The following is a 16099-nucleotide window of genomic DNA, read 5'->3' as shown; positions in this document are numbered from 1 at the left end:
CTAGGCCTTCGGCCGCACGTCGCGTGCCACGCCGTCCAGCGCGGCATTGACGAACTTCGCCTCGGCCTCGTCGAAGAAGGCCTTGGCCAGTTCGACATATTCGTCGATCACGATCTCGCGCGGCACTTCCGGCTTGTGAGACAACTCCCAGGCTCCGCTGCGCAGCAGGGCCCGCAACGTTGCATCCAGCCGCTCCAGCCGCCAGTTCGATGCGAGCCGGACCTTGATCGTGTCATCGATCCGGCGCTGGTTGTCGATCACGCCGCGCACGATGTCGGCGAACCAGGCCTCGTCGGCCTCGGCCAGGGGCTCGCCTTCGATATCGCTATCAAAGCGGTGGTTGGCGAACTCGCGGATCACAGTCTCGACGCCCTCCCCTGCCAGTTCCATCTGGTACAGGGCCTGAACTGCGGCCAGCCGCGCGACGGTACGCGCGCGCCGCTGGCGCGAGGTCAACTGGGGCTCGGCCCGCGCTTTTTCGGCTTCGGCCAACTGGGCCAGGACGGCCTGGATGCTGTTCGGTTCACTCATGCGCCGAGGCCTACGCGCAATCGCTTCTTCAAGGCAATCAGGTCCATGCAGGCGCGCGCCGCGCCGCCCCCCTTGTCGCCCTCAGAACGGCGCGCGCGGGCCCAGGCCTGATCCTCGTCCTCGACGGTCAGGATGCCGTTGCCGATGATCAGACCCTTGATTCCCAGGGACATGATTCCTGCAGCCGATTGATCCGACACGATCTCGAAATGGTAGGTCTCGCCGCGGATCACGCAGCCCAAAGCGACATAGCCGTCATACCGCGGAGCGGTCGGATAGCGGCCGGCCTCTTCGGCGAGCGCGATGGTCGGCGGAATTTCCAGTGCGCCGGGCACGGTCACCACGTCAAAGGCCACACCCTGCGCACGCAGGGCATCCTTGGCCCCGTCCAGCAAGGCATCCGCCAGTTCATCATAGAAACGCGCCTCGACGACCAGGACGCGGGTGGGATCTTTCAGGATTGGTCTTCTCCATCCATGTCGCGCCAGCCGACGATGCGCAGGCCATACCCTTCGAGCGCTGTCGGCGATGGCCTTGTCGAACTCATGACGATCATGTCCCGCACACCGAGATCGAGCAGAATCTGGGCTCCGACGCCATAGGCCTTGATCGAACGATCCACGGCCGCAGGCTTGTCTGGCCCGGCCAGACGCTCGGCCAACCCCTGCAGGGCGGGGTCACGAAGGAAGACCACAACGCCGGGCTCATGGCTGTCGGTAATCGCCTTCAGGGCCCGGGGAATATAGCTCTGCCGATCCTCGACATGACCCAGCAGGTCGGCAGCGAAATCCACCTGGTGCATCCGCACGACCGTGGGCGTGTTCGGGTCGATCTTGCCGTGCACGAGGGCGACATGCTCGGCTCCCTCGATCGTGTTCCGATACAGCATCAGGCGGAAGGGGCCGCCGTGGACGCTGTCGAACGGCGTATCCATGACCCGCTCGACGAAGCGCTCGGTGCGGCGGCGATAGGCGATCAGATCGGCGATCGTGCCGATCTTCAGCCCATGCAACTGGGCGAAGGCCACCAGATCCGGCATCCGGGCCATGGTGCCGTCATCGTTCATGATCTCGCAGATCACACCTGCCGGCGTCAGGCCCGCCATCCGGCTGATGTCTACCGCGGCTTCGGTGTGGCCGGTCCGAACGAGGACCCCGCCATCGCGTGCCACCAGGGGAAAGACGTGACCGGGCGAGACAAGATCATCGGCCCCCCGAGACGGGTCCGCGGCCACCTGAACCGTGCGCGCACGATCGGCAGCACTGATCCCCGTCGTGACGCCCTCAGCTGCCTCGATCGAGACGGTGAAGGCCGTCGCCATGCTCTCGCGGTTTTCGACAGCCATCGGCGGCAGGCGCAGCTGCCGGGCGCGATCGGCCGTGATGGCCAGACAAATCAGCCCTCGCGCATGGCGCGCCATGAAATTGATCTGGTCGGGCGTCGCGAACTGCGCCGGGATGATGACATCGCCTTCGTTCTCTCGATCCTCGGCGTCGACCAGAATGTAAGGCCGGCCGTTGCGGGCATCCTCCAGGATGTCCTCGATCGGACTGATGGGGCTGTCGCTGTTGCTGGTGGCGAGGTGGATCATGCCGTCTCCTGCCATCTCGCGAGATATCTGGCCAGCATGTCGATCTCGAGATTGACGGCATCACCAACCGCCAGTGCCCCGAGTGTGGTGGCTTCCCAGGTGTGGGGGATGATGTTCAGCCCGAAACGCTGACCCTCGACCGTGTTCACCGTCAGCGAAACGCCATCGACCGTGATCGAGCCCTTGGCAGCGATGAACCGATGCAGCGGCAGGGGAGCCTCGATCGTTAGCCTGTGCGATCCGCCCTCCGGCGTGATCTCGACGACGGTTCCCAGCCCGTCGACATGGCCGGACACGATATGCCCGCCCAGCTCATCCCCGACCTTTGTGGCCCGCTCAAGGTTGACCGGCGTGCCCCGGGTCCAGCCGCCCAGGGTCGTCTTGTCGAGCGTCTCGCCCGACACCTCGACCGCAAACCAGCCGTCAGATTTCTCGACGACCGTCAGGCAGCAGCCCGAATGGCTGATCGACGCACCGAGGTCGATCCCGGACACGTCCCAGGCCGTCTCGATCTCGTAGCGCCGGTCGCGCTCGGTCTGGGCGACAGACCGGACGCGCCCGATGTCGGTGATGATTCCGGTAAACAACAGTCAGACCCTCTCGTAACGTTCCCACAGGTCGTCACCCAAGGGCTCCGCTGCAAGACGTCGATAGCGCGGCGCATGCGCCAGGCGTGCGAGACTCAGTGCCGCAACGCCGGGCCGGCCGTCGCCGCCGAGAAGGATCGGAGCCCGGAACCATTCGATGGCGTCGACGACTCCTGCCGCAACGAAGCACGCAGCCACCCGGCCGCCACCTTCGATCATCAGCGACGACACACCGCGGCTGACAAGTGTGTCCAGGACGGCCTGAAGGGCCGGACGATTGTTGCTGTCCCCGGTCACGCGGAGCACCTCGGCCTCCCCGACCGGAATCACCGACCGCGTGGTCAGGATCAATGTGCCGGGCTTCGACAGCCGCGCGAACGGCGGCGTTCTCAGTTTGCTGTCAAGAACGATCCGCAACGGATCCCTGCCCTGTTCACCGTCAGGCAGCCGAACCGTCAGTCTGGGATCGTCGGCCAGAACCGTTTCGACCCCGACCAGAACAGCATCATGCTCGGCCCGGAGCCGATGCCCCTGCAGTCGCGCCTCGGGTCCGGTGATCCACTGGCTCTCACCCGTCGAGGTGCCAATGCGCCCGTCCAGGGACGTCGCAATCTTCAGGGTGATCCGCATCAGGCCTTGCCTGGCTCGTCGAAGCCTTCGTCGCCGAGGAATTTGGCGAAATCGCCCGTCGCCCGGAAGTCCTTGTAGACCGACGCATAGCGGACATAGGCGACCTCATCGACGCCCTTCAGCGCCTTCATGATGAAATCGCCGACCGTGCTGGACGGGATCTCCGTTTCGCCGAGACTTTCGAGCTGGCGCACGATCCGGCTGACCATCTGCTCGACCTGTTCGGCCTGAACCGGACGCTTGCGCAGGGCGATGCCCAGCGACCGCTCCAGCTTGTCGCGATCGAAGGGTGTCCGTCGCCCGTTTCGCTTCAGAATCACCAGTTCACGGAGCTGGACCCGCTCGAACGTCGTGAAACGCCCGCTGCAACCGGGACATGACCGTCGGCGACGGATGGCCGAGCCGTCATCCGACGGTCGGCTGTCCTTCACCTGGGTGTCCTGATGGCCGCAGAACGGGCATTTCATCGGATCAGCCGTAGATCGGGAAGCGCGCGGTCAGGGCCCGCACTTCGCCCGCGACCCGGGCCTGTTCGGCGGGGTCGGCATGGTCGCCGCCGTTCATGCTGGTCACGACATCGGCGATCCAGTGGCCGATCTGTTCGAACTCGGCGGTGCCAAAGCCCCGCGTGGTGCCTGCCGCCGTCCCCAGACGGACTCCCGAGGTCACCGTGAAGGGTGCCGTGTCGAACGGAACGCCATTCTTGTTGCAGGTCATCAGGGCGTGCTCCAGCGCAGCCTCCGTCGCCTTGCCGGTCACGCCCTTGGGCCGCAGGTCGACCAGCATGAGGTGGCTGTCAGTTCCGCCCGAAACGATGGCAAGGCCGCGCTCGACGAGAACCGCCGCCATGGCCTGGGCATTCTTGACGACCTGCCGAGCATAGAGTTTGAACTCGGGCTTCAGGGCCTCGCCGAAGGCCACGGCCTTGGCCGCAATGACATGCTCCAGCGGTCCGCCCTGCAGACCCGGGAAGACGGCCGAGTTGAACTTCTTGCCCAGTTCCGGGTCGTTGGACAGGATGATCCCGCCCCGCGGTCCGCGCAGTGTCTTGTGCGTGGTGCTGGTCACGACATGGGCGTGGGGCACCGGGTCCGGATAGGCTCCGCCCGCGATCAGGCCGGAATAGTGCGCCATGTCTACCATCAGATAGGCACCGACGCTGTCGGCAATCTCGCGGAACCGCTTGAAGTCGATGTGGCGGCTGTAGGCGCTACCGCCCGCGATGATCAGTTTGGGCTTCTCGCGCTCGGCCATCTCAGCCACGTGGTCGTAGTCGATCAGATGATCGCTCTCGCGCACAGAATAGGTCACAGGACGGAACCATTTGCCCGACTGGTTGGCAGGCGACCCGTGCGTCAGGTGCCCGCCCGCCGCCAGATCCATGCCCAGGAAGGTGTCACCGGGCGTCAGCAGAGCCAGGAAGACGGCCTGGTTGGCCTGGGCCCCCGAGTGCGGCTGGACGTTGGCATAGGCCGCGCCGTAGAGTTGCTTGACCCGGTCCCGCGCCAGATCCTCGGTCACATCGACGAACTCGCAGCCACCGTAATAGCGCTTCCCGGGATAGCCCTCGGCATATTTGTTCGTCAGGACACTGCCCTGAGCCTCGAGCACCGCCCGCGAGACAATGTTTTCGGACGCGATCAGCTCGATCTGCTCCTTCTGGCGCGCAAGCTCGCCCTGGATACCGCCGAACACGTCCGGATCGGCCTCGGCCAGTCCGCGCGAGAAATAGGCGTCATGCACGAAATGAGCGGTCACGGGCGATGTCCTGAAGGGCGCTAGGGGGTGATGGGCCTATCTATGCCCCCGTGGCCCTGACCACAACATCTTGTGCTCTTTGGTACCAGCGTCTGGGAAAGGTGGATCGTCGCGCTTCGGACGAACGACAGACGAACCTTTGCTCAGGAGACGTTCAACAGTCGCTTCAGCTTGGCAACGGCCAGACGCTCAACCGCCTTCGGTTCCATCGCAGGCCCTACTGCGGTGGCTTCGGTACCCGACGCGACATGTACGGCTGTAACCTTCAGGTAGGTGCCGTTTCGCACACTCTCAATGATGACCTCGCCTAGAGGGTCAGTCACGAGCAAAGCACCCGTCTCGTCCGCATGGATCACCCCGGGCAGAAGGTGTGGGCAGTCCGGTCATGCCCACGTCATAGCGCGATATCCGTCTCGCGGCGAGATCAGGCCGCGCGGGGCATCCGGGCGACATTGCAGTGGGTCCATAGCCGGTCCATGGCGGTCACCAGCGCGTCCATCATGCCGTCATCGTGGTTGGGCGATGGCGTGAAGCGCAGTCGCTCGGTCCCCTTGGGCACGGTCGGATAGTTGATCGGCTGGACATAGATGCCGTGATCTTCCAGCAGCATGTCCGAGATCATCTTGGCGTGAACAGGGTCGCCGACGAACACCGGAACGATATGGCTCTCGGACGGCATGACCGGGATGCCGGCTGCGGCAAACCGCTGCTTCAGCGTCTCGGCCCGCTCCTGATGGGCCGCACGAAGTTCGGGATGCGCCTTTAGGTGACGCACGGAGGCCAGGGCACCTGCGGTCAGTGCGGGTGGCAACGAGGTCGTGAAGATGAACCCGGCGGCCCAGCTGCGCACAGCATCGACGATCACGGCGTCGGCAGCGATGTATCCGCCCATGACCCCGATCGCCTTGCCCAGGGTGCATTCAATGATGTCGATGCCGTCCAGCACCCCGTCGCGCTCGGCCACGCCCGCGCCGGTCTCGCCGTACAGGCCGACCGCATGGACTTCGTCCAGATAGGTCATAGCCCCATACTTCTTGGCCAGAGCGATCGTGCCCTTCAGGTCGGCAATGTCGCCGTCCATTGAATAGACGCTCTCGAAGGCGATCAGTTTGGGCGAATCAGCCGGTGCTGCCGCCAGAAGCGTTTCGAGGTGCTGCAGGTCGTTGTGCAGGAACACATGCCGCTCGCACCCGCCATTGCGGATTCCTGCGATCATCGAGGCGTGGTTCAGGCTGTCGGAAAAGATGATCAGGCCCGGCATGATCCGCTGCAGCGCCGTCAGGGTCGCCTCATTGGCCACATAGCCCGAGGTCATGAGCAGGGCGGCCTCCTTGCGGTGCCAGCTGGCCAGCTCGGCCTCCAGGTCGACCGCCGAACGCGTCGTTCCCGAGATGTTGCGCGTCCCGCCAGCCCCGGCGCCGGATTCGTCCACCGCCGACTTCATGGCCTCGAGCACCGACGGATGCTGGCCCATCCCGAGGTAGTCGTTCGAGCACCAGACCACCACGTCCTGCTCTGACCCGTCCTCGCGACGACGCGTCGCCAGCGGAAACCGGCCCTGGACCCGCTTGAGGTCAGCGAACACCCGATAGCGGCCCTCGGTCCGGACCTGCTCCACGGCGGTTTGAAAGGCGGCCTTATAGTCGAACAAGACTTTGGTTCTTTCGCTTATACTGCGTGACGCGGTGTCTGCGCCCACAAAGGCCCAAAGTCCACACGGACGGAAGGGTAAAAAGGTCGCAAGACCTTAATTGATATCGGCTCTCATTATCCTCCCCGCGCATGGCGCGGGGAGGTGGCTCGGCGCGCAGCGACGAGACGGAGGGGCTGCTTGACCCGAACTCGATTGGATTCTTGAGCCCGTACACAGCACGAAGCGGCCTCAGCCCCTCCACCGCTTCGCGGTCCCCCTCCCATCCGCAAGCGTGGATGGGGAGGAAACGCCGGGCTTACAGTTCGTCCAGCTTGCCGCGCAGCATCTGCAGGATGCCCGAAAAATCCTTGCCGCCATGGCCCATGCCGTCGAACAGCTGGAACAGGGCCTCGGACTGGGCCCCCAGCGGAGTCGAAGCCCCGGACTTTGCGGCCGCGTCCTGGGCCAGTTTCAGGTCCTTGAGCATCATTGCCGTCGCGAACCCGCCCTCGTAGTTGCGGTTCGACGGCGCGGTCGGGACGGGCCCCGGCCACGGATAGTAGGTCGTCACGCTCCAGCTCTGGCCTGACGACTTGGCGGCGATGTCGAAGAATTTGACCGGGTCCAGCCCCAGCTTCTCGGCCAGGGCAATCGCCTCGCACGTCCCCAGCATGGTGATGCCGAGGATCATGTTGTTGCAGATCTTGGCCGCCTGCCCGGCCCCGTGATCCCCGGCCCGGAAGGTCGCACGGCTCATCGGCTCCAGCGCTGATTCGATGCGGGCGAAATCGGGCTCGTCACACCCGACCATGAAGGCGAGGGTCCCGGCGTCTGCCGCCATGGTTCCGCCGGACACCGGCGCATCGGCAAAGGCATAGCCGCCCTCTCTGGCCAGCCCCGCCACCTTGCGGGCCGTGTCCACGTCGATCGTCGAACAGTCCAGCAAAAGGGCAGAGGACGGAGCCACGCCAATGATCTGTTCGGAATAGACCTTCAGGACATGCGGTCCGGCCGGCAGCATGGTGATGACGACCTCGGCATCGCGAACCGCAGCCGCCACCGAGTCAACGGCCACGCAGCCCGCCAAAACGGCGCGCTCGAGTGCTGCAGTACTGAGATCGAAGGCCGCGACGGCATGCCCGGCCTTCGCCTGGTTCGCGGCCATGCCGCCGCCCATGTTCCCCAGCCCGATGAAGGCGATTTTCGTGGCGGCCATGACAGTGTTTCCTCGGTACCGGTTTTCCGACCGGGTTAGCCGCTCGCCGCCGTGGCCGCCAGACCCCGCATCAGCCAGGCTTGCGGAACCGGTAAACGAACTGGTCGGTTCGGCCGCGGATGACTGGCTCGAAGACGTTGATCGTGCGGTCGTCCGCAGCATTGGCCACCGCCGTGCTTTCGCCATCGAAGACGAAGCCTGCGCGCACCACTTCGGCCTTCAGAAACGCACCTTCGATGCGGTGAAGGGTGCCCACCTCGGTATTGGTCGTCCCGGCCCGGCCCGCATGATCGATGACGACGAAGATCCCGCCCGGCTTCAGTGCGGCAAACACGGCCGCATTCATCCGCGCGACGTCCACGCCGAAGGCCGGGATGTGGAAGTCGTGATATTCCTGGCTCATGAAGACGACGTCGAGGGGCTCGTCAAACGTCATGGCATCGAGGCTGCCATTGACCCTAACTACGTTCGGATAGGCGGCGACGAGGGCGTCTGCAGGGCCATTCTCGCGCGCCATGGTCCGGTTCGGCACGAAGGCATAGACTTTGCCGGTCTCTCCGACGCTTCGTGCAAACAGGCGGGTAAAGTATCCTGCCCCTGGGCGAATGTCAGCGACCCTGTCGCCCGCTCCTATTTCGGCAAAGGCCAACATCTCCAGAGGCTTCCGCAATGCATCTCGAGCAACCTCCTCGGTTGGACGGAGTGGATCGCTGATGGCGGTTGCATAGTCCGAAGGGCGAACATTCGTCCCGCCATCTACGGCACCCATGCAACCGGAGAGCAAAAGCACGCAGGCGGCGACGGCAAACAATGGGGATCTGGACATGGAAAACTCCGTGACGAAGGTCTGACAGCTACGCTCCGATCCGTTGCCCGATGCAAGTCGCCTTGACGGCAAGCCTCTCGACAAAGCCCGGCCATCGTGTCGCAACTGGGTTCCGAACTCAGGACCGGAGACGACCGATGGCTTCGCTGCTCGTATTGTACAGGACCCCGACCGACCCGGCTGCTTTCGACGCTCATTACCGATCGCATCACATCCCCCTCGCGCAGGCCCTGCCTGGATTGCGCGGCTTCGAGATCAGCCAGGGACCAGTCGCCACCCCGGCCGGGCCATCCGGGGTTTACATGATCGCGACCCTGAGGTTCGACGACATGGCCGCAATCCAGGCTGCGTTCGCGAGCCCAGAAGGTCAGGCTGCGGCGGCTGATGTCGCGTCCTTCGCAACCGGCGGTGCCGAGATGATGATGTTCGACGATCGACCTGCGTGACCCGTCAGGCGGGTCACTCGAATGTCAGTTCACCGTCAGCAAGAGGCGCAAAAAGCGCCTCGACCGTCTGTTCCGATACCGCGTCCAGCGTTGCCGGTGACCATTTCGGCGCATTGTCCTTGTCGACCACGACCGCGCGCACGCCTTCCTGAAAGTCGTTGGTGGCGATGATCCGGCCTCCCAGCCGATATTCCATTGCCATGTTTTCAGCGAAGGTCTCCAGCGTCGCCCCGGTGCGGATCTGTTTCAGCGTCACCTTCAGCGACTGTGGCGACTTGGTCTTCAGCACGGCCAGCTGGGCCAGAGCCCATTCGGATCCGTCCGCCTCCAGAGCGTCGAAAATTTCCTCCACCCGATCGAAGCAGAACAGCCGGTCGATCGCGTCCAGATGGGCCTCGACCGGAGCCTCGCCCGGATCGCCTTCAAGCCCGTCGGCGATATCCGCTGGATAGGCCGGGTCACTGGCCAGGATCAGCCGAAAGGCCTCCAGCGCATCGCTGTCCATGTAATGGCTGTGGATGCCCAGAAAGACCGTATCTGCTGCCTTCAGCCGAGCGCCGGTCAGGGCGATCCATGTCCCCGTGAACCCCGGCAGGCGGGGCAGGAACCAGCCGCCCCCGACATCCGGAAACAGGCCGATCCCGGTTTCCGGCATCGCATAGGTCGTGCGCTCGGTGGCAATGGAGACATCGGCGGGCTCGGAGATACCGACGCCCCCGCCCATCACGATCCCGTCAACGATCGCCGTCACGGGCTTGGGATAGTCGAACAACAGATGGTTCAGACGGTACTCGGTCGCGAAGAAAGCCCGGGCCTCGGCTCCGTCTCCCGCTCCGCTTTCCGCAATCATCCGGATGTCACCACCGGCACAGAAGCCACGTTCGCCTGCGTGGTCGATCAATACACTGGCCACGGCCGGATCATCGCGCCAGGCCAGTAAGGCATGGGTCATGGCCTCGCACATCCCCAAATTCAGCGCATGCAGCGCCTTGGGACGATTGAGCGTGATATGGCCGATGCGGCCATCGATGCGGGTCAGGACGTCGGGTTCTGTCATGCCGGTGACCTAGCCGCGCCGTGCGCCTGCGTCCACGCCTCAGGCCGCGGCCGCCACCTCTCCCGCCCACATCCCGCCGCGCTTCAGGAAGTCCTCGTGGCTTGGCAGGGCATCAGCCGCCGCCCCCCAGGTCCGCTTGACCTGCTCGAAGCCATCGGCGACGCGCTCGATGTTCTGGTAGTCGTAGAGCGGATTGTGGGCCGCTGGCACGATCCCCTGGCCATACATGACCGCCAGCCAGGAGCCCTGGCTGAAATATTCGTCGGCCCCGACCTGGAACAGCAGGCCCCGATCCCGGAACATCTCGACCCGCTCGGCAAGGCTGTCGGGGATCGGCATGTCGCGGACGTGCCGCCAGAACGGCGTGTCGTCCCGGTCGGTCGCGTGATAATGCAGAATGACGAAATCCCGGATCAGCTCGATTTCGCGGCCGAGGCGGCGGTTGTAGCCCGCAATGTTTACGGGGCTGAATTCCGTATCCGGCCAGTGCTGCAGCAGGCGGATCAGACCGACCTGTACCAGATGGATGCTGGTCGATTCGAGCGGTTCGATGAAGCCCGACGAAAGGCCCAGCGACACGACATTCTTGTCCCACAGCTTCTTGCGTCGGCCCGTCACGAATTTCAGCGGCCTTGGCTCTGCCAGCGCCTCGCCGTCCAGATTGGCCAGCAGGGTTTCCCGCGCCGCATCGTCGTCGATGTAGTCGCTGCAATAGACGTAGCCATTGCCCGTCCGGTGCTGCAGCGCGATCCGCCACTGCCAGCCTGCATCCCGCGCCGTTGATGTCGTATAGGGCGTGACCGGCCCGACCTTGGCACAGGGTACCGCCAGCGCCCGGTTCATCGGCAGCCATTCGGACCAGTCCTCGTATCCGGCCTTCAGCGCCCCTTCGATCAGCAGCCCCCGGAAGCCCGTGCAGTCGATGAACAGGTCTGCCTTCAGCGTCCGGCCGTCCTTGAGCACCACATGATCGACGAAGCCATCTTCGGGCTTCAGGACCACATCTACGATCTCGCCCTCGACCCGGGTCACGCCCCGGCCCTCGCAGACTCGCCGCAGGTATTTGCCGTAGAGAACCGCGTCGAAATGATAGGCCGTGTGCAATCCGCTGTAGGGCGATCGCGCATCCCCGGACCGGGCCCCGGCCTTGCCGCGTCGCGCAGCATGGGCACAGATGGAATAAGCCTCGAGACTGCCGGCCCTCCCCTGTTCCCTCAGGGTGAAATAAGACTGCGGGAAGTCGCCGATGGTCGGCCCCGGACCATAGGTCCCGAACGGATGAAAATAGGCGCTGTCGGCCTTGCCCCAGCCGTTGAACTCGATCCCCAGCTTGATGGTGGCCTGGGTCTCGCGCATGAACTCGGCCTCATCAAGGTCGATCAGCGCATTGAAATCCTTGATGGTCGGCACTGTGGCCTCGCCGACTCCGACGATGCCGATGTCTGCGCTCTCGACCAGCGTCACGGTCGCGTTCGGTCCCACAGAGCGCTGGATCGCTGCCGCAGCCATCCAGCCTGCGGTGCCGCCGCCGACGATCAGGATCGATTTGATCGGTTCTGCCATGGTGCCTGCCCCTGCCCCGTTTCCTTACTGTCGCATCATTTCACGCGCGGTGATCACGCGCATGATCTCGTTGGTGCCTTCCAGGATGCGGTGCACCCGAAGGTCGCGCACGATCCGTTCCAGCGGATAATCCTTCAGATAGCCATAGCCGCCATGCAGTTGCAGCGCTTCGTCGGCGATCTCGAAACAGGCGTCCGTAGCCATCCGCTTGGCCATGGCGCACCACTTGGTCTTCTCCGGATGGTTGGTGTCGATGGCCCAGGCCCCGCGCAGGACCATCAGCCGTGCCGCTTCCAGCGCCGTCGCCATGTCAGCCAGCTTGAACTGGGTGTTCTGGAATTCGGCCAGCGCCTTGCCGAACTGTTTGCGCGTCGCGACATAGGCTTGGGCGGTCTCGAGCGCGAGCCGGGCCCCACCGATCGAACAGGCGGCGATGTTCAGACGCCCGCCGTCCAGCCCCATCATCGCATAGCGGAACCCGTCGCCCTCCTTGCCCAGCAGATTGGCGGCCGGCACGCGGCAGTCGTCGAACTGGACGATGGCGGTGGGCTGGGAGTTCCAGCCCATCTTCTTCTCCTGCGCCCCGAAGCTCAGCCCTGGCATGCCTTTCTCGACGACGAAGGCAGAGATCCCCTTCGGTCCCGGCTCACCGGTGCGCGCCATAACCACATAGAGATCCGACGTCCCGGCTCCGGAGATGAAGGCCTTGGAGCCGTTCAGCACCCAGTGATCGCCATCCCGCGTCGCCGAGGTCCGCATCGCTGCCGCATCCGATCCCGAACCGGGCTCGGTCAGGCAATAGGAAGCGATCAGGTCCATTGACGACAATGACGGCCCGTAGCGACGCCGCAGGTCATCCGACCCGAATTTGTCGATCATCCACGTCGCCATGTTGTGGATCGAGATGAAGGCCGCCGTCGAGACGTCCCCGCGCGAAAGTTCCTCGAAGATGATGGCCGCCTCGACCCGCCCCAGGGCCATGCCGCCGTGCTCTTCACCGGCATAGATGGCCGCGAACCCGGTCTCGGCCGCGCGCCGCATGACATCGACGGGAAAGTGTTTTGTCTCGTCCCATTCCGCCGAATGCGGGGCCAGTTCGGCCTCGGCAAAGGCCCGCGCGGCATCCTGGATCGCGCGCTGGTCGTCGGTAAGGGCAAAGTCCATCAAGCATTTCCTCGTCGTTTTGACCGCTTTACCCGCATCCCCCGCCGAACGGGAGAGGGCATGAGCGCACCTTCTCCGAACGGTCGAAGGGGGCTACACCACCGCCATGACCCTGCCCTTCCCGCCTGCGCCCTATCCGCTCGCCCGTCCGCGCCGTCTGCGCTCCAGCCCCTGGGTGCGACGTCTGGTCGCCGAGACCACCCTCACGCCCGCGGATCTGATCTGGCCGCTGATCGTCCATGACGGCACCGAGGATCGCATCCCGGTCCCGTCGATGCCGGGCGTGGACCGTCTGTCGCCAAAGGCGGCTGCCGAGGCGGCGAAGGAGGCCCTCGCGCTCGGCATTCCGATGATCGCGCTGTTTCCGCACGTCGATGCCTCCATCAAGGACGCGATCGGCACTGGGGCCACGGACCCGGACGGCCTGATCCCCGACTGTATCAAGGCCGTGAAGGACGCCTGCCCGGACATCGGCGTCATGACCGACGTGGCGCTGGATTGCTACACCGATCACGGTCACGACGGCGTGCTGGAAGGCAACCGGATTGCCAATGACGCCTCGCTGGAGCGGCTGGCCGAACAGGCCTTCATCCAGGCCCATGCGGGGGCTGACGTTGTCGCCCCCTCGGACATGATGGACGGCCGCGTGCAGGCCATCCGCGAGGCGCTGGAGGCCAATGGTTTCCACGATACCCTGATCCTGTCCTACGCCGCCAAATATGCCTCGGCCTTTTACGGCCCGTACCGGGATGCGGTCGGATCCGCGAAACAGCTGACCGGCGACAAGAAGACCTATCAGATGGACTACGCCAACGCTGACGAGGCCCTGAAGGAGGTCGCCATGGACATCGCGGAGGGGGCGGACATGGTCATGGTCAAGCCGGGCATGCCCTATCTCGACATCGTCCGGGCGGTGTCTGAGACCTTCCGGGTCCCGACCTTCGCCTATCAAGTCAGCGGCGAGTACGCGATGATGCAGGCCTCTGTCGCCAGAGGCTGGCTGGACGAGGACCGCGCCATTCTCGAGACCCTGCACGGGTTCAAGCGGGCGGGCTGCGCGGGCGTACTCAGCTATTTCGCGCCCAAGGCCGCACGGCTGCTCGGCGCATGACCGCCGGCAGCGAAGGAGACTATGTCTACGACGAGGCCTCCGGCGAGTGGCTCAGCCCCGCTGAAGCGGGCGAGAAGGCCGCCAGCACCGCTGTCAGCGTCGTCGATTCGGTCGGCAATGCGCTGGCCGATGGCGACAGTGTCACCCTCATCAAGGATCTCACGGTCAAGGGCGCGGGTCAGACCCTGAAACGCGGGACGGTCATCAAATCGATCCGGCTCACGGGCGACGAGCAGGAAATCGACTGCCGCCATCCCTCGATCAAGGGACTGGTCCTGCGCGCGGAGTTCGTCCGCAAGGTCTGAGGCCCTAGCGCTCGGTCCGGGCCAGCAGGGCGACCAGATCATCCTTCCAGAACCGGGCCCAGGTGTGGGTGCCATGCCCCTTGCCCTCCGCCGCATTGGGCACCAGCCGGTAGGTGACATTCGCCATGCGGGGCAGGAACTGTTCCGGTAGTCCCAGTTCGGGCGGGTTGATGAAATCGTCCGCCGAGTTGATCCAGACCGTCGGGGCCGTCATCCGGTCCAGCCTCGCCGAGGGATCATAGTCCCAGGAAGCGTTCACCTGATACCAGAGGTCATTGGCATCCAGCGCCGGAACGCGACGCTCCATCTGGGTCGCCAGATAGCCATCGACCGCCTCGGGCGTCGCCAGATCGACCTGCATGGCCATCGGCGCCGACCCGGCCAGCAGCAGCAGGTTCACCGCAGTCCGCAGTCCGCCGACCGGCTGTTCGACATAGTTGCCGCCGTTCCAGGCCGGATCCGACCGGATCGCGTCCTTCAGCATCGTCCGCCACAGCCGGTTGCGCCCCACGATCTGCGTCGGCTGGCAGGCCATGGGCATCAGGGAGTCGGCAGCGTCCGGATGGGTCGTGCCCCAGACGAAGATGTGCATGCAGCCCATCGACGTACCGAGGATCAGGCGCAGCCGGTCGACCTTGAGCCCTTCGACCAGCATCCGCCGCTGCGCCTCGACCATGTCGGCATAGCCATATTCCGGGAACGCCGCCCTCAGTCCGTTGCTGGGTTTGGACGAGGCTCCGTGGCCCAGGTTGTCCGGCATGATGATATAATACTTGGCCGTATCCAGCGGCTGGCCCGGCCCGAACAGCTCCCCGGCGAATTGCGGCGAAAGGAACTGCGCCCCGGTGCCGCTGGTTCCATGCAGCAGCAGGACGGCGTTGGTCACACGGCCCGCCGCGTCGGTCACCGGCTGACCGAGCGCGCGGTAGTGCATCTTCAGGTCGGGGATCGTCTCGCCCCGCGATGTCTGGAAAGCCCCAAGGTCTACAGTTCCCTCGACAGGGCTGTAGGTCTGCGCCAAGGCCGTGCCGGTCATGCCGGCCCACGCAAGCGCAGCGACCAAAAGCCGGCTCAAAGGCTTCACGTCAGCGACTCCGCCACCCCGTATTTGCCGCGATAATAGGTGAGCGCCGCCCCGGTACGGTGTTCGAAGCCCATCACCTCGCCGACGATCACCAGATGGTCACCCATGGTGGTCCGGCTGTACGCCCGGCAATCCAGCCGCACGAGGGCGTTCCTCAGCCGCGGAGGTTCAGGCACGTCGGACTCGAACTCTTCGTCCGTCAAGCGACAGGCTCCCCAGGCAAACCGGTCCGACATGTCCCGGTCCTCGACCGGCAACACATGGATCGCATACCGCTCGGCCTCGGCAAAAGCCTGATACCGGTCGGACCGATCGTCGAGGCACCAGAGGACCAGAGGCGGCTTCAGGGAAACCGAGGTGAAGGAATTGACGGTGATCCCATACGCCCCGCCGGGTGTCTTGGCCGTCACCACGCAGACCCCGGTCGCAAACCCGCCCAGGGCCCGCCGGTAATCGGCAACGTCGAACAATTCAGGATCAATGATTTCTGGCACGGTGCACGACTAGGCGAGCCCTTTCGCCCCGGCAAGGTCGATCAAGACGCAGTTTCACCGATTTGCAAACCGGTTCTTAACGCCCGCGCCTCAGTTTGTGGGT

18 protein-coding genes and 1 pseudogene are annotated in these 16099 nt (G+C 64.8%); 3 read left to right on the top strand and 16 right to left on the bottom strand.

Features of this window, described 5'->3' with window-relative positions:
- From nusB to GGR13_RS05380, 11 genes are all read right to left on the bottom strand, one after another.
- Complete coding sequence (gene nusB / locus GGR13_RS05430) at window positions 1–531, bottom strand: transcription antitermination factor NusB (RefSeq protein ID WP_183212491.1); 531 nt, start codon at window positions 529–531, stop codon at window positions 1–3.
- On the bottom strand, window positions 528–989 hold the full coding sequence (gene ribH, locus GGR13_RS05425) for a 6,7-dimethyl-8-ribityllumazine synthase (protein ID WP_183213097.1): 462 nt from the start codon (window positions 987–989) through the stop codon (window positions 528–530). The genes nusB and ribH overlap by 4 nt, the downstream gene beginning before the upstream one ends.
- On the bottom strand, window positions 986–2122 hold the full coding sequence (ribB, locus tag GGR13_RS05420) for a 3,4-dihydroxy-2-butanone-4-phosphate synthase (RefSeq protein ID WP_183212490.1): 1137 nt from the start codon (window positions 2120–2122) through the stop codon (window positions 986–988). The genes ribH and ribB overlap by 4 nt, the downstream gene beginning before the upstream one ends.
- A complete protein-coding gene (locus GGR13_RS05415; RefSeq protein ID WP_183212489.1) occupies window positions 2119–2709 on the bottom strand; it encodes a riboflavin synthase in 591 nt (196 codons plus the stop codon). Before GGR13_RS05415 ends, ribB begins: the two co-directional genes overlap by 4 nt.
- A 3-nt stretch (window positions 2710–2712) precedes the next feature.
- The gene (locus GGR13_RS05410) at window positions 2713–3339 is read right to left on the bottom strand and encodes a RibD family protein (RefSeq protein WP_183212488.1); all 627 of its coding nucleotides are present in this window, start codon (window positions 3337–3339) and stop codon (window positions 2713–2715) included.
- Entirely contained in the window at window positions 3339–3806 is a 468-nt protein-coding gene (gene nrdR, locus GGR13_RS05405) for a transcriptional regulator NrdR (protein ID WP_183212487.1), read from the bottom strand. The genes GGR13_RS05410 and nrdR overlap by 1 nt, the downstream gene beginning before the upstream one ends.
- 4 nt (window positions 3807–3810) lie before the next feature.
- Window positions 3811–5082 (bottom strand): serine hydroxymethyltransferase, encoded by a 1272-nt coding sequence (gene glyA, locus GGR13_RS05400; protein ID WP_425486082.1) that lies wholly within the window; start codon window positions 5080–5082, stop codon window positions 3811–3813.
- A gap of 158 nt (window positions 5083–5240) precedes the next feature.
- Window positions 5241–5420, bottom strand: coding sequence for a DUF6898 family protein (locus tag GGR13_RS05395; RefSeq protein WP_183212485.1), 180 nt, complete (start codon window positions 5418–5420; stop codon window positions 5241–5243).
- A gap of 101 nt (window positions 5421–5521) precedes the next feature.
- A complete protein-coding gene (gene hemA / locus GGR13_RS05390; protein WP_183212484.1) occupies window positions 5522–6748 on the bottom strand; it encodes a 5-aminolevulinate synthase in 1227 nt (408 codons plus the stop codon).
- 298 nt (window positions 6749–7046) lie between these two features.
- Window positions 7047–7946, bottom strand: a complete 900-nt coding sequence (gene mmsB, locus GGR13_RS05385) for a 3-hydroxyisobutyrate dehydrogenase (protein WP_183212483.1) — start codon at window positions 7944–7946, stop codon at window positions 7047–7049.
- Between the two features lie 70 nt (window positions 7947–8016).
- A complete protein-coding gene (locus GGR13_RS05380) occupies window positions 8017–8598 on the bottom strand; it encodes a methyltransferase domain-containing protein (RefSeq protein ID WP_246347709.1) in 582 nt (193 codons plus the stop codon).
- Between the two features lie 311 nt (window positions 8599–8909).
- Here GGR13_RS05380 and GGR13_RS05375 point away from each other — a divergent pair, with 311 nt between their 5' ends.
- Entirely contained in the window at window positions 8910–9218 is a 309-nt protein-coding gene (locus GGR13_RS05375) for an EthD family reductase (protein WP_183212481.1), read from the top strand.
- A 13-nt stretch (window positions 9219–9231) separates the two neighbouring features.
- On the opposite strand, the gene GGR13_RS05370 is transcribed toward GGR13_RS05375, so the two are convergent.
- Genes GGR13_RS05370 through GGR13_RS05360 form a run of 3 tightly spaced genes read right to left on the bottom strand, consistent with a single transcriptional unit; the run spans window position 9232 to window position 13002 of the window.
- Window positions 9232–10275: an enoyl-CoA hydratase/isomerase family protein gene (locus GGR13_RS05370; protein ID WP_183212480.1), complete on the bottom strand. Its 1044-nt coding sequence runs from the start codon at window positions 10273–10275 to the stop codon at window positions 9232–9234.
- Between the two features lie 39 nt (window positions 10276–10314).
- Entirely contained in the window at window positions 10315–11838 is a 1524-nt protein-coding gene (locus GGR13_RS05365; RefSeq protein ID WP_183212479.1) for a tryptophan halogenase family protein, read from the bottom strand.
- Window positions 11839–11862: 24 nt separating this feature from the next.
- Window positions 11863–13002 (bottom strand): acyl-CoA dehydrogenase family protein, encoded by a 1140-nt coding sequence (locus GGR13_RS05360; RefSeq protein WP_183212478.1) that lies wholly within the window; start codon window positions 13000–13002, stop codon window positions 11863–11865.
- 106 nt (window positions 13003–13108) lie between these two features.
- Between GGR13_RS05360 and hemB the strand changes: the two genes are divergently transcribed.
- Complete coding sequence (gene hemB, locus GGR13_RS05355; protein WP_183212477.1) at window positions 13109–14113, top strand: porphobilinogen synthase; 1005 nt, start codon at window positions 13109–13111, stop codon at window positions 14111–14113.
- Between the two features lie 104 nt (window positions 14114–14217).
- Window positions 14218–14418, top strand: a pseudogene (locus GGR13_RS16585) (alkylphosphonate utilization protein); the annotation flags it as partial.
- Between the two features lie 4 nt (window positions 14419–14422).
- Here GGR13_RS16585 and GGR13_RS05345 read toward each other — a convergent pair.
- Window positions 14423–15502: an alpha/beta fold hydrolase gene (locus GGR13_RS05345; protein ID WP_343060300.1), complete on the bottom strand. Its 1080-nt coding sequence runs from the start codon at window positions 15500–15502 to the stop codon at window positions 14423–14425.
- Window positions 15499–15996, bottom strand: a complete 498-nt coding sequence (locus GGR13_RS05340; RefSeq protein ID WP_183212475.1) for a flavin reductase — start codon at window positions 15994–15996, stop codon at window positions 15499–15501. The genes GGR13_RS05345 and GGR13_RS05340 overlap by 4 nt, the downstream gene beginning before the upstream one ends.
- Window positions 15997–16099: the final 103 nt, after the last annotated feature.

This window comes from Brevundimonas variabilis (assembly GCF_014199945.1).
Taxonomy (GTDB): Bacteria; Pseudomonadota; Alphaproteobacteria; order Caulobacterales; family Caulobacteraceae; genus Brevundimonas; species Brevundimonas variabilis.
This window is presented reverse-complemented; position numbering and strand designations above follow the sequence as displayed.

Bases quoted from the DNA above. Each gene is read 5' to 3' on its own strand.
- nusB (WP_183212491.1), bottom strand. From the start codon at position 531: ATGAGTGAACCGAACAGCATCCAGGCCGTCCTGGCCCAGTTGGCCGAA.
- ribB (WP_183212490.1), bottom strand. From the start codon at position 2,122: ATGATCCACCTCGCCACCAGCAACAGCGACAGCCCCATCAGTCCGATC.
- GGR13_RS05410 (WP_183212488.1), bottom strand. From the start codon at position 3,339: ATGCGGATCACCCTGAAGATTGCGACGTCCCTGGACGGGCGCATTGGC.
- nrdR (WP_183212487.1), bottom strand. From the start codon at position 3,806: ATGAAATGCCCGTTCTGCGGCCATCAGGACACCCAGGTGAAGGACAGC.
- mmsB (WP_183212483.1), bottom strand. From the start codon at position 7,946: ATGGCCGCCACGAAAATCGCCTTCATCGGGCTGGGGAACATGGGCGGC.
- GGR13_RS05380 (WP_246347709.1), bottom strand. From the start codon at position 8,598: ATGTTGGCCTTTGCCGAAATAGGAGCGGGCGACAGGGTCGCTGACATT.
- GGR13_RS05375 (WP_183212481.1), top strand. From the start codon at position 8,910: ATGGCTTCGCTGCTCGTATTGTACAGGACCCCGACCGACCCGGCTGCT.
- GGR13_RS05370 (WP_183212480.1), bottom strand. From the start codon at position 10,275: ATGACAGAACCCGACGTCCTGACCCGCATCGATGGCCGCATCGGCCAT.
- GGR13_RS05365 (WP_183212479.1), bottom strand. From the start codon at position 11,838: ATGGCAGAACCGATCAAATCGATCCTGATCGTCGGCGGCGGCACCGCA.
- GGR13_RS05360 (WP_183212478.1), bottom strand. From the start codon at position 13,002: ATGGACTTTGCCCTTACCGACGACCAGCGCGCGATCCAGGATGCCGCG.
- hemB (WP_183212477.1), top strand. From the start codon at position 13,109: ATGACCCTGCCCTTCCCGCCTGCGCCCTATCCGCTCGCCCGTCCGCGC.